Annotated in this window: 14 protein-coding genes; 3 read left to right on the forward strand and 11 right to left on the reverse strand. The window is 69.7% G+C overall.

What is annotated here, in order from left to right; genetic code table 11:
• Positions 1 to 212: 212 nt before the first annotated feature.
• Entirely contained in the window at positions 213 to 377 is a 165-nt protein-coding gene (locus IG04_RS0129055) for a hypothetical protein (protein ID WP_157513017.1), read from the forward strand.
• A gap of 2 nt (positions 378 to 379) precedes the next feature.
• Here IG04_RS0129055 and IG04_RS0129060 read toward each other — a convergent pair whose 3' ends face one another.
• Positions 380 to 970, reverse strand: a complete 591-nt coding sequence (locus IG04_RS0129060; protein WP_030479920.1) for an LURP-one-related family protein — start codon at positions 968 to 970, stop codon at positions 380 to 382.
• Entirely contained in the window at positions 967 to 1326 is a 360-nt protein-coding gene (locus IG04_RS0129065) for a nucleotide pyrophosphohydrolase (RefSeq protein ID WP_030479921.1), read from the reverse strand. The genes IG04_RS0129060 and IG04_RS0129065 overlap by 4 nt, the downstream gene beginning before the upstream one ends.
• 88 nt (positions 1327 to 1414) lie before the next feature.
• Between IG04_RS0129065 and IG04_RS0129070 the strand changes: the two genes are divergently transcribed.
• Positions 1415 to 2215: a Rossmann-fold NAD(P)-binding domain-containing protein gene (locus IG04_RS0129070; protein WP_030479922.1), complete on the forward strand. Its 801-nt coding sequence runs from the start codon at positions 1415 to 1417 to the stop codon at positions 2213 to 2215.
• On the opposite strand, the gene IG04_RS0129075 is transcribed toward IG04_RS0129070, so the two are convergent.
• The 3 genes from IG04_RS0129075 to IG04_RS0129085 form a co-directional block, all read right to left on the reverse strand.
• On the reverse strand, positions 2188 to 3099 hold the full coding sequence (locus IG04_RS0129075) for a hypothetical protein (RefSeq protein ID WP_144065766.1): 912 nt from the start codon (positions 3097 to 3099) through the stop codon (positions 2188 to 2190). The genes IG04_RS0129070 and IG04_RS0129075 overlap by 28 nt on opposite strands.
• Before the next feature lie 88 nt (positions 3100 to 3187).
• A complete protein-coding gene (locus IG04_RS0129080) occupies positions 3188 to 3604 on the reverse strand; it encodes a hypothetical protein (protein ID WP_144065767.1) in 417 nt (138 codons plus the stop codon).
• Positions 3605 to 3631: 27 nt separating this feature from the next.
• On the reverse strand, positions 3632 to 4531 hold the full coding sequence (locus IG04_RS0129085; RefSeq protein ID WP_030479925.1) for a helix-turn-helix domain-containing protein: 900 nt from the start codon (positions 4529 to 4531) through the stop codon (positions 3632 to 3634).
• Positions 4532 to 4649: 118 nt separating this feature from the next.
• Between IG04_RS0129085 and IG04_RS0129090 the strand changes: the two genes are divergently transcribed.
• The gene (locus tag IG04_RS0129090) at positions 4650 to 4940 is read left to right on the forward strand and encodes a hypothetical protein (RefSeq protein ID WP_030479926.1); all 291 of its coding nucleotides are present in this window, start codon (positions 4650 to 4652) and stop codon (positions 4938 to 4940) included.
• Here IG04_RS0129090 and IG04_RS0129095 read toward each other — a convergent pair.
• The 6 genes from IG04_RS0129095 to IG04_RS0129120 all read right to left on the reverse strand — a co-directional run bounded on the left by IG04_RS0129095 (position 4937) and on the right by IG04_RS0129120 (position 12429).
• On the reverse strand, positions 4937 to 5569 hold the full coding sequence (locus IG04_RS0129095; protein ID WP_030479927.1) for a hypothetical protein: 633 nt from the start codon (positions 5567 to 5569) through the stop codon (positions 4937 to 4939). The two genes, IG04_RS0129090 and IG04_RS0129095, sit on opposite strands and share 4 nt — an antisense overlap.
• A gap of 126 nt (positions 5570 to 5695) precedes the next feature.
• Entirely contained in the window at positions 5696 to 8326 is a 2631-nt protein-coding gene (locus IG04_RS0129100) for an AAA family ATPase (RefSeq protein WP_030479928.1), read from the reverse strand.
• Entirely contained in the window at positions 8323 to 9159 is an 837-nt protein-coding gene (locus IG04_RS0129105; RefSeq protein WP_051770903.1) for a metallophosphoesterase family protein, read from the reverse strand. The genes IG04_RS0129100 and IG04_RS0129105 overlap by 4 nt, the downstream gene beginning before the upstream one ends.
• Positions 9160 to 9167: 8 nt before the next feature.
• A complete protein-coding gene (locus IG04_RS44325; RefSeq protein ID WP_051770905.1) occupies positions 9168 to 9554 on the reverse strand; it encodes a hypothetical protein in 387 nt (128 codons plus the stop codon).
• Positions 9551 to 11953 (reverse strand): AAA family ATPase, encoded by a 2403-nt coding sequence (locus IG04_RS0129115; protein ID WP_051770907.1) that lies wholly within the window; start codon positions 11951 to 11953, stop codon positions 9551 to 9553. The genes IG04_RS44325 and IG04_RS0129115 overlap by 4 nt, the downstream gene beginning before the upstream one ends.
• A gap of 119 nt (positions 11954 to 12072) precedes the next feature.
• A complete protein-coding gene (locus IG04_RS0129120) occupies positions 12073 to 12429 on the reverse strand; it encodes a peptidase inhibitor family I36 protein (RefSeq protein WP_030479931.1) in 357 nt (118 codons plus the stop codon).
• Position 12430 lies beyond the last annotated feature (1 nt).

Below are 12430 nucleotides of genomic sequence, written 5' to 3' on the forward strand. Positions count from 1 at the left end.
GATGGTACTGCACTGGTTACGGTGTGGGAGAGTAGGTCGCCGCCGAACTTAATTTGCCCTGCGGGTTGAGCGCCACAAGCGCTCCCCGCAGGGCTTTTTCATGTCCGCGTGCATGTGGTCCTGTGTTCATTGAGCGGCTGTCCGGGTGATGAGACCCCGGCGAGCGGGTGACGTGGGTCAAGCTCGGGTTGTACCTCCCTACCGTGATCGTCATGAACGAGCAGTGGGTAGGGGAGGCACCTTTGCGGTGGCGAGCGCGCAGGAGGCGGGGCAGGCACGCCCGCGAGCCCGCGCCGTCCTCGCAGTCGATCCTGCCCGCAGTGCTCGGCGTCGTGCTGCTGGTGTGCCTGATCCTCCTCCTGCTGACTTACCTCTAGTCCTAGCGGGACTGCAGCGCGTCGAGCGCCACGGCCTGAGCGATCACGAGCCGGCGGTCGACGCCAGGATCCTGGATCGAGACCAGGTAATGGTCGCGAAGCCAGGTCTTCTTGTCGACGCTGAACACGGGCGTGCCGTTCTCCGTGACGAAGTCAAAGTGATACCGCATGGGGAACGGCGCATCTCCGATCACCGGGATCCACTGCCACAGCCGGCGGAAGCCCGCGAGGAACTTGTTCCGCTCCGCTCCGGTCGCCTGACCCCAGCCCTGCTGCTCCAGGTGCCAGGTGGAGCGCAGCAGCGACTTCGCGAAGTTCTTGCGGAACAACCCGATCGACCTGCCCTGCCCGTCCGTCACGTCGTAGCCGCCGCCCAGGTCGAGTACCTTGCGCGCGTTGAACTCGAACAGCACCTGGCTCTTCGACGAGTCGGTGTAGATCGTGACCCGCTCCTTGATCTTGAGCCTCTTCTGCTCGGCGAAGCCGACCAGCTGGCCCGGTGCACCGTTGTCGTCGACGAACACCTCGTACCGGTTGACCATGAACGTGACCTTCTGGTGCACATGCAGGACGTGCACGTTCTGGAGACTCACTGCTCACCCTTCTCGACTGGTACAGGGATCAGGCTTCCGGACGGGAACCGCCGCTCGTTGCGATCGATCTTGGCGAACGCGGCCTCGACGAGGTCGACACCGAGCTTGTCCGCCAGCCTGGTCAGGTAGTGCATCACGTCCGCGAGCTCGTCGCGGACGTTCCAGGCGAGTTCCGGGTCCTTCATCGCGTCCTGCGCCTCTTCGGGCGTCAGCCACTGGAAGAGGTCGGTGAGCTCGCCGACCTCCGCGGACAAGGCCATCACCAGGTTCTTGGGCGTGTGGTAGCTGTCCCAGTCGCGGGCAGCGGCGAACGCGCGCAAGGCGTCCCTCAGGTCCACGAGATCACGCTGACTCATGCCCCACTAAGTACCACGTGGACGAACGAGCAAGGATGGCGGCTGTTCAGGCATGGATCGTCCGCGTCAACGTTGATTAGCTCTAGTCATGTCAACATTGAGCGGAATCAACGCCTCGTCCATTCTCGTGCTCGGTGCCACCGGCAAGACCGGCCGCCGCGTCACCGACCTCCTCGGCTCCGCCGCACGCCCGGCGTCGCGGTCAGCGTCGACGAGGTTCGACTGGTCCGCGCCGGACACCTGGGAACCCGCAGTCGAGGGCACGACCGCCGGCTACGTCGTGCCACCGGAGAACCCCTTGCTGCTGGCCGACTTCGTGCGCGTCGCAGTGAAGGCCGGCGTCACCCGGCTCGTGCTGCTGTCGATGCGCGGCGCTCCCGGCGACGACCCGTTCGAGTCGGCGATCAAGGAGTCGGGTGTGGAGTGGACGATCCTGCGGCCCACGTGGTTCATGCAGAACTTCGACGAGGACATGTTCGCCGCGCCCGTCCAGCAGGGTGAGCTCGCTGTGCCCGCCGGTCAGGGCGTCCACCCGTTCATCGACGTGGTGGACATCGCCGAGGTCGCGGTCGTCGCACTGACCCAGCCCGGTCACCACGGGCAGACCTACGAACTCAGCGGGCCCGAGGCGTTGTCGTTCGCCGAGATGCTGGCGCGGATCGCCGCGGTCACCGGAAACCCCATGCTGTACGCGGACATCGCGCCGGAGGCGTTCGCGGCTGCGATGCGCGGGCTCGGCTACCCGGACGAGATCGCGGATCTCGTCACGATGCTGCTCGTGCGCATCCGCACGGGAGAAGAGGCGCACCTGTCCGACGGCGTGCAGCGGGTTCTCGGCCGTGAGCCGCGGACGTTCGACGACTACTTGGGCAGCAGCAAGTTCGCCTGAAGGCCACGCGTGCCCTCATTGGTGATGACGGCTTCGCAGAGAGCGCGTCCCGTGCGGACGCGCCACTCCTGGGTCATGTCGCAGTAGCGAAGGCCCATCGCATACGTGAGTTGGCCGATGCACTCGCCTTCGAGGAGCACCTCCAGCGTGTGTTCACCGGTGTGAGACCCCTTAACAATTCTGCAGTCGCGGAGTTCGGCGATGACATGCACGGGAGTGCGGCCGTTGACCACACGATGCAGCACGTACTGGTGGGCGGGCTCGCCCATGACGGCGACCTGGTGTTCAGCCGGCAACGTCGGCGCCGTGCCGAGTGCCTCGTAGTCGAGCAGCAGCAAGCGCGGGGCGCCGAGATACAGGTGCACGCCATAGCGCTGGCCGCTCCCGATGATGCGGGCCGGGCACGAGCCGACCTCGCCGCGTTCGGCCAGGTCGAGCAGAAGAGACTGGTAGTCGGCTGCCTGCTCGCTGCGCAGGTAGCCGGCGGTGACCGCGGTGCCGTCGCCGCGCAGCAGGTCGACCCGTACCGCCGCGTGGTCGTGACGGCCGGCGGACTCCGGTACGAGCACCGCGGTCGCCAGGACGGACCTGTCGTCCCTGGGGTCGGACGCCGAGAGTCCGGCCACCTCCGCGATGGCGTCCTGGTGGTGCGCTTCGCCGACGATCGCGATGCGTCCGGCTGTCGACAGGCGGCGAAGGCGTGAACGGGTGCGCGCCGGGACGATCTGATCAGCCGTGTTGTTCTTGGTGCCGATGAACATCAACGCGAACAGCGCGAGACCGAGGACGAAGCCCAGGGGGCCGAAAGCAACGGTCAGAACCAGCGCGAGCACGGCTACGGCGATCAGAACGGCGGCAGGCGAAGGCTCTGTACGTTGCTGCATCGTCATGGGGCATCCTCACGACTCGGCTTCCCGTCACTCTCAGTGTCGGGGATGCCGGGCGATGTGTTTCACAGATCGCTCGTTTGGCCTAGCATGACGGGCTGAGTACTCCAGCCAGTGACCGATCTCTGTCGCGGATCGGGATCGTCCGCCAACGGTGAGTGAGGATTCTCCTCGGCGAGCTTCTCGACGTCGTCGACCGGCAGCAGCCACGGCCGAGCGCCGCACGTCGCCGGTGACCGGCCACGACACGACCTTCGCCGCGAGCCACACGAGCCACACGAGCCACACGAGCGACCAATGGCGTCGCTACGGACAGCAAGGACTTCTCCCAGCCCGTCCCGGCGAGAAGGCCGCCGAAGGCGAGTGGCGCTGATGGCAGCAACGCGATGCACTGCTTGCCCGGCAGCGACCGCTGGAACAGGTGCGACGACAGCGTCAGGTACCCGAACGGCACGCCGACGTAGTTGATCAGGATCAGCGGCACGGCAACGAGATACCGCACGAACATCATGTGCTGCCCCAGGTCGGATCAGTGGACCAGGGTAAGGCGTGCGCGTCCTCTCGGCCCTGGTTCTCCGCCACCCGGTAGTGCGGTCAGCACTAGCCCGAACACCAGGCCGTTCAGTTCTTCCAGGCCCAGGTTCAGTTCTTTGGCCACGTGCAACGGTGTCGTGCCGTTCTCGCGGAGAACCCTGAACACCTTCGTGAGCAGCTTGGAGGTCTCCCGGCGCGTCATGCCGCCCTGCACGAGGCTGTGGACGTTCGCCCACTTCGTGAACTGGTCCCTGCCCACGTGCCAGTGCCGGTGGTCGGTGCCGGGCAGTTGTCGCTGGGGCATCAGGAACTCGGCGGCGAACTCGTGCGGCTCGTCGTGCCCGAGGAGCACGGCGAGCTGGACAGCCGCGTCGAACCGGGCCTGCTCCGGTGTCGCCGACGGGGTGAGGAACACGAACGGTGTTCCGTTGTGCCAGCAGGAAAAAGCCATCTGCCCGGTGCAGTCGACCGGCAGTGAGAACACCCGCACACCGTGGGACTCGAGCAGCTGCACCATGTTCGGCGCCGGCCCGGTGGCGAGCCGCCACACGTCACGCGTGCCCTGCGGCGAGGTGCGCGGCGCCGGCAGGTCGGGCTGGGGGAGCACGAACAGCCGGTCCAGCCACCCGTTGAACTCGATCGCGAGCTGCGCCGCCGCCGTCGCCTGCGCGTCGTGCGGCGCGTTCTGCGGCCGTGGCGGTTCCGGTGCCGTCAGGAACTCGGCCGGGAAACCGAGCGCACCCGCCAGCGATTCGACGGCGGCGGTCTTGGGCCTGCGCTGCCCACGCTCGTACTCGCCGATGGCCCGTGCCGGCACGCCCGACTTCCGCGCCAGCTCGGCCGCGGTGAGTCCGCGCCGGGTGCGGGCGAGCGTGAGTCGCGAGGGCGTGAGCATGATCCGGTCATTGTCGCTGGTGGCGCGGCGGACTGCCAGGCGGGTCCTGGTGCACCGGCCGGATCAGCGTGGCTCGGCTGTTCGGCGTAGCTCGGCTGTTCGGCGTAGCTTCGGGGACGTGGTGCGGAAGGATCATGACCTGTTGCGGGACTCGCTCGCGCGCAGCGCCTCTTTCGGGGCCTGGCTGCTCGGCCTGCTGTTCTTGGGGCTGTCGGTCGTCGGCCTGATGCGGTGGCCGCACTGGGTGTGGATGGCACCGATCATCTGCGCGGTGCTCGCACTGGCGGCCACCTACCGACTGCGTCTCCTGGGCGGGCCGATCCTGCTCGGCGTGCTGACCCTGGTGCTGCTGGCAGGCGCCGCCGCACTGACCCACGTCGCCGTCGGCGTCGCCCGGCCGATGTCCTAGCGGCGGAGCGCGATCGGGAAGTCCACCTCCTCCGGACCGTCCACATTGGGCGCCTTGAGCTGCGGGAACTCCATCGGCGGCAACGGAATCCGATGTGCCCACCGCTCGATGATCTGGTTCTGCGGCGTCGGCTCCGGCTGCGACACCTCGCGCAACACCACGAGCCGGTCTTCGAGCTGCAGTGGATACGTCACCAGGAACCACAACTTCAGCCCCTCGGTGCGCACGTTCTCGAACAGCGCGAACTGGTCGTGGTCGTTGTCCCGCATCATCGCCGCGAGGGCGGGCCCCTTCGCGTAGTCGCTGCGCAACGGAGCCTCCGGCGACCCCGTGCCCCTGTTGCCCTGCAACGTGCCGAGCAGCACCGGGCGCGACGGGTGCCGGATCAGCCCGGCGTTCCAGTGGTCGAGGCGCTGCCACCCCTCCGCCGCCAGCAACTGCCGCAGCGTGCCCACCCGGTGGATCCAGTCGAGCAGGCCCGGCGCGTTGGTCGGCCCGAACGGCGGCGAGGCGGCGCGCGCGTCGATGCCGGCGGCGATCGCCCGGTCCAGGATCGCGGTGCGCAGGCCCAGGTCGGCGAGCCTGTCGCCGGCGGTGGGGGTGAGCTTGCGGAAGGCGGCGTTGGTCATGGGCCGACGGTAGCGACGGGGTCTGACATTTCCGGGAAACTGCTGGTCATGCGCTGCACTCGCCGCGTCGGCACAGCGCCGGAACTGGCGATCGGGCGAGCGCTGTACCAGCAGCCTTTCTCCCGGTCAGGCCGCCACCGGAGTGAGCTGGTGCAGCACGTCCTGCTCACCCAGCCGCTCGTGCGCCCACTCGGCCACCGCCGCGTCCTGCGCGAACAGGACGATCTGCCGGTCCGCGGACAGCTGCAGCAGCAGGTCCAGGACGGCGCGCGTGCGGGCGCCGTCTGCCTGCACGGTGACGTCGTCCAGCAGCAGTGGGCAGGATTCGGTGGCGAGGTGCTGGGCGAGGGCTACGCGCAGCAGTAGGTAGATCTGTTCTGCGGTGCCGAGGGACAGGCGTGAGGCCTGGTGCCACGACTCGGAGGCCGCGCACACGCGCACGGTCAGAGTTGACGGGTCCACGGCGGCGTCCACGTAACGGCCGTCGGTCACCGTGGGCAGCCACGTTCGGAGTGTGTTCTCCAGGGCCGGTGCGATGGTGCTGTGCACCTTCTCGCGGGCCGCGGTCAGGTAGCGGGAGGCGAGGCCGATGGCTTCCACCTCGGCGGTGATCTCGGTGAGGACCGCTGTGGCGGCCTGCATGGCTTCTTCCGCGTCCGGGACGCTGGGCAGGGCGCGGGCCAGTTCGGCGACGGTGGCCGCGAGGGAGTCCGCGGCGTCGGCCAGGGCCGGGTCCACCGGGTCGCAGGCGGCGTAACGGGCGGCTGCTTCCAGCAGGGTGGCGTGGTGGGTCTGGGCGGCTGAGTGGGTGGTTTCCAGGTCGTCCAGGGTGCCCGCGGCGATCAGGGCCTGGAGTTCGGCCCACGCGTTGCGTTCGTCCTCGGCCTCGCGCAGCAGGCGGTCCCAGCCGCGTTGCCACTCGGCGATCGCGCGGAGGAGGTCCTCTGGGCGATCGCCGGTGCCGCCGATCGCGGTGACGGCTTCGCGCAGCAGGTTCAGGGCTCGGGTGTGTGCGGCGGTCGCCTCGGCGACGGTGGCCTCGGCGAGGCGGCGGTCTGCCAGGGTTTGGGACAGCTGGGGGCGTTGGGCGGCCATCGACGCCTGGCGTGCGCGCACCTTGCAGTCGGTCTCGTAGTCCACCAGCAGGTCCGGCACGGTCATCGCGGCGTCGGTCTTGCCGCGTGCGGCGAGTTCCACGCGGATGGCTTTCTCGGTGCGGGCGACCTCGGACACCAGGTCGGCGTGTTCGGCCTCCCAGGCGGGGCGATTGGCCAGGCGCCACAACGTTTCACGGTCCGCGGGCACGCCCAGGGCCGCGCACTCGGCCGCCGCCTCGTCGTGCACGCGCGCGGCTTCCACGGCCACCGCGCGCTGTCCCTCGGCCTCGGCCATAGTGCGGTCCGCGCTGAACAACACGCTCCGCGCCTGGGTGGCGGTGGCCGCGCGTTCGGCGGCGAAGGTCACGGCGGTCTCGCGTGCACCGGCGTTGCCGCGGGACATCGCGCCACCGACACCGGCCACCAGCGCGGCGACGAGGACACCGAGGGAGGCGAGTTGCTGGCCGGTCAGGAACAGCAGCAGGCCCACCAGGCTCGTGAGGCAGCTCAGGGCCAGCAAAGCGTTGCGCAGGAACGGGTTCGGCACCGCGATCTCCTGCATGTGCGCCGTTGCCACGTCCGCCTCGACCTGGGTGCGGGCCGCGACGGCGGCTGCCTCGTCCTGGTACTGGCGGGCGTTGTCCACGTCGATCGACGCCGTGGTCAGGCGGCCACCGGCGGCCGGGTCCAGGCGCGTGGCGATGCCGCGCAGTACGGACGGTTCGGCGTTCGTCGGCGGTGACGGCCGGCGTTCGTGGTGCGCGGCGGCGACGGCGGACGCGGTCGCGTAGGCCGAGGCCACGACGCGGAGTTCGTCGTCCAGAGCGGTCTCGCCGACGGGAAAGTCCGGCAGGGCCGCGAGTTCGGCCTCGAGTGCCGCCGCGGACGGGCCCGGCAACACGCGCGGGGTCGGCGCGGCGCGCCACGCGGCCAGCGCGCGGTTGACCACGTGGGTCAGTTCCTCCTGCGCGGCGAGCCCGGACGGTGCCGAGTCGCCGAAGCGCTCCTGCAACTCGGCCAGCCGGTCCACCCTGGCGGAGATCGAGGCGAGCGACTCCGCGTGCTCCTGAACGGCCAGCCGGGCACGAGCGGCGGCGGCCAAACGGGCCTGCGCGCTCAGTTCCAGGTAACGGGTGTGCTCACGGCGAGCTGCGGCCAGATCGGTTTCGGCCTCGCGCAAGCGGTTCCGCGCGGCCCGCAACGCGTCCACGGGCGCGGTCAGCCGTTGCAACGCCTGTTCCACCGTGCCGTCCGTGCCTGCGGTGGCCGCTGCCCGGCGCAGGTGGTTCTGCAAGCCGTCCGCCGCGTCCAGCACGGTCAGCAGCTGTGCCTGGTCCACGCACGCGGTCGCGGCGAACGACATGCGGTCCAGCCCGACCCAGCGCGAGGCGTCCGGCGCCAGGTCGGCGTTGAGATCACGGTCCACCGAGACGACCTCACCCGACTCCAGCGACACCGTGGCCGCCACCCGCCAGGACTCGCCGTGCCACGGACGGTGCCGCGCCGAGGGATCGCCGCACAAAGCCGCGCGGATCGCGGCGTGCCATGACGACTTCGCGGACTCGTTCACGCCCGACACCACGGTGAGACCGGGCGCCAATGACAACGTGCGGTCGTGCAACGGCCCGAACGCGTGCGCGGTAACGGATTCGATCCTCATCGTTCCTCCAACGCGCGCAGGCCGGCCGACAGCACGCGGCCGCGCAGTGCCACGTCCAAAGCAGGATCAGCGAGCACGTCGCGCACGAACTGACCACGCACGGTCCGTTCCGCGGCAACGGTGTCGAAGTCCAGCAACGGGAACGTCTTCTCGGAGTCCAGCCAGCCGAGCGACCGCGACGCCGACACGTCGAACACCTCGCGCGACACCGAGCCGTCCTCGTGCACCGTGCACAGAACGGCCCCGCGCTCACCGGTCTCACCCGGAGTCAGCGGATCCGGGTTGCCGGGGAAGGTGTAGTCGGTGGCGTGCTCAGGGGTGTGCACGTGTCCGAGGAACGCGTGGTCCAGGCCGGTGATCGCGACGTCATCGGGCGCGGAACCGTGGCACAGGGCCAGGTTCACGCCGCTCCGGTTCACCGCGAACCCGTCCAGGACGTCCCGCGCCGGGCCGGGTCCGACGTTCGCGGCACCCCACAGCGTGATGCCGTCGGAGAGCTCCACGGGTGTCATCGACTCCGACGAGAACACGTGCACGTTCGGCGTCCAGTCCACCTGCTGGTAGACCGACTGCGGCCCGTACCAGTCGTCGTTGCCCGGCGCCAGGAACACCGGCACCGGGCAGTCGAACGACGACCGCAGGAACTCCGCCGTCGAAGGGGAGCAGCGATCGTGCTCGTACAGGTCGCCGGCGCAGAGCATCGCGTCCACACCGGATTCCTGGGCGAGGTCGACGATGTGGCCCAGCGTGTCACGCAGCGCTTGACGCCGCTCCGGGCCCGCGCTGGGAAAGCGCGTGTCCAGGTGCAGGTCCGCGAACAGCAGCAGTTTCACCAGTGCCCTCAGGTGAGGTCGATGTTGCCGGAAAGGGTCAGGGTCGGCCTGAGAGATGCCGCGACCGAGGCGGTGTCGGCGTGCCAGCCGGTCAGTTCCGCGACGGTCGGGGTCAGCTCGTAGCCGTGGTGCCGGATCGCGCGGCTCAGCGCGTGCCACAGCTGGGAGGCGTCGTGCGCCAGGTCGGCGTCCACATGGGACGGAAGACTGATCAGCAACGCGTGCACGGGCCGGTCGGTGTTCTCGGCGCCGCAGGCGCGGGCCACCGACCGTTCCACCGCGGTGCGCAGAAGCTCGGCACAGCAACGGATCCGCACTCCGTCGAGCTGGCCGGGGCGCGCCAGCAGGTTCGCCACGCAGGCCAGGCGGTCCTGGACCTCGGAGGGGAGGCTCATCGCTGCAGCCACCCCGCGAGCAGCTCGGTGTCGCGGATCAGCACGTCCAGATCTCCGCTCTCCCCGCCGATCCGGCACGCCAGCAACAGGTCCACCGCCCACGATCCGACGACCTCCTCCAGGTGGGGCAACAGCTTCGCGGGTTCCGCGAGGTCGTCGAGAACGGCCAGCGCGAGCTTCTGTCTGGTCGTCAGCGCGCATTCGAGCAGGCGCTCGACCTCGGCGTGCGGTACGCCGCGGCCGAGTCGTTCGCGGCGGAACCGGGCGTGCGACGCCGCTTCCAGGGCCGCCCGGCAGCACGACGCCACGAGCTCGGCCCGCAACGCGTCGGGCAGGTCCTCGTCGACCCGCATCGCGCGGGCGTCGCCCAGGCAGCGGCCGACCGGGTCGTCGGACATCCGTACCTGCACGACGGAGTCCTCGCCGCGGCAGACATCCCAGACCGTCGCCGGCAGCCGCAGCCGCCGCAACGCCTCCACCAGCCGTTCGTCGTGCGTGAAGACCACGACCTGGCGGGTCAGCCCGACGTCGGCGAGCACCTGCGCGAGACCGTCCACCTTGGACGGGTCCATCGCCTGCACCGGGTCGTCGATCATCACGAACCGGAACGGGCTCTCGTCCACCAGTGCGCGCGGCAGGAACAACGCGAGCCCCAGCGAGTGCAGCTCGCCCTGGCTCATCACCGCGAGCGCCGAGTTCGAGACGCCGTCGACCGACACGTCCAGCTCGACGTTGCGGGTGCCACCGAGCCGCACCGCGCCCAGGTCGACGTTGCTCTGCTGGCGCAACCGCTGCCAGATCCGCTGCGACTCCTTGGCGAACGGCGCGATCCGCTCGGACCGCAGCGTGGCCGCGGTCTTGCGGATCCAGTTCTCCGCCTCCGTCACGCCGGCGAGCACCTCGGCGTCCGCAAGCGCTTGTTGCGCCAGCGAATGCCACTCGAACAACGCGATCGCCATCGGCCGCCACACCAGGTCACGCCGGTCGATCTGCTCGCGCGCCACGGCCTTCAGCTGGTCCACGGCCTGGACGAGCTCCGCATACCGGCCGAACAACTCCTGGCGCAGCCGCACGGGGTCGTCGATCGAGACGCAGGCCTCCCACGCGTGCCAGGCCTGCAGCGCGATCGTCGTGTCGAGCACGCCCTGCGCCTCGGCCAGCACCTCGGGCACCGGCAGGCACAACGCCCGCGTGGCCGCGACGGCCACGTCCAGGCGGTCGGCGGCCTCGTGCAGTTCGGCGGCGGCCCTCGCGAGGTGCTCGGCGCGTTCCCTGGCCTTGCCGAGCCACATCCCGTCGAGCCGGCCGAGATCGCACACCGGGCACGTCTGGCTGCCGCCGGACTCCTGCAGCTGGATCGCGAGCCGCAGGATCTCGCTGCACCGCAACGAGTCCTGCGCGTTGGCCGTGGCCACCACGGTGACCGCGCCGAGCGCCAGGTCGAGCGTCTCGCGGACCCGGTCGATCTCGTCGTCGGGAGGCAGCGTCACGTCCATGATCTGGTGCAGCAGGTTCGTGCCGGTGCCGACGTCCGCGCCGAGCGCGAGGTCCGCGATGGCGTCGAGGTCGGGGGAGTCGCTGCCGAGCAGTGCGGCGGCGTGGCGGGCGCGTTCGTCTTGGGACGCCAGCAGCTCCGCGCGCACGCGTTCCCTCCGGTCGTGAGGGCGGGCGACGATCTCAGCGAGACGTTTGCGGTGCTCGGCCAGCGCTTGTTGCGCTTCGGTGATCGCTTCCAGGCCCAAGAGGCGGTGCATCGCCTCGTAGAGGTCCTCGGGTTGCGCGTCGAGAACGGTCCCCAGTTCGCTGTAGGGCAGGAACGGCCGGTAGGTCTCCAGCGCCTCGTGCCACTTGCTGTCGTCGAACGGGCTGTTGTCCTGCGTCCACTCGCCCTGCGCCAGGTTGTCCTGCGGCGCCCACTGCCTTCGGATCGTCGTCCTGTCCGTCCTGGCGGCTTCGACGAGCTCCAGTTCGACGGCGGTGTCCCTCTGGTGCAGGTTGCGCCAGCCCAGCCGCCACACGTCGTGCCGTGCTCGGGTCCAGCGCGAGTTGTAGCCGGTCAGCGCCAGTTCGGCGGCCTCGGCGAAGCTCGACTTGCCCGAGCCGTTGCGTCCGGTGACGACGGTCAGTCCTGGACCCGGTGCCAGCGGCAGGCGTGCCTGGGGCCCGATGCCCCGGAAGCCGCGCACCCGGATCTCCGACACGAAGATCTCCTGGCCAGGGCCGTTCGTCCGCTCTCGCGGGGCCTCTTGCCGTGAGGGCACACCGGCGAGCGCGCGCTCCAGAGCCGCCTCCCCCCGGCACGCCGCCAGCACCAGTTCTGCCGCACGTGGGGTGAGATCGTCTTTGGCCAGTCGCCCGGCCATCAGTTCGAGTAACCCGGCTTCACCCGCCACGGTCACATTTCCTCCAGCTGCCACCACTCGATAGGGCGGCAACTTAGGCACGAAAGGGGACCTACTGGCGAGTACTCACACGATCGAGTGGTGTTACATAGGGTTACTAAAGTAGGTCGCCGTCGTTAAGGACCCCACACCTGGAGACCCCTGATCACGAAGTAGGCGTCCGGCACGTAGGTGCCGTGCTTCGGATAGGTGGTGAACTCGGCCTCGGTCGAGCAGTTCTCGCGCTGGTAGACGGTCGCGTCCCTGCTCAGGCGGTTGGCGAAGGACTTGCCGGTCACGGTGAGGGTGATGCATTCGCCGGGGTTCGCCGATTCCACGTCGAGGCGCTGGACGGTTCCCGTGTAGTCCGCGCCCGACCAGACGCAGAACTCGCCCTTGTCGCAGGTCTTGTCACTCTGCGCTACGGCGATCCCACTGGAGGCGACCGCGCCCGCAGTGATCACCAGGGCGGCGATGATGCTCTTCGTCGACATG

This window comes from Lentzea albidocapillata (assembly GCF_000719115.1).
Classification (GTDB): domain Bacteria; phylum Actinomycetota; class Actinomycetes; order Mycobacteriales; family Pseudonocardiaceae; genus Lentzea; species Lentzea albidocapillata.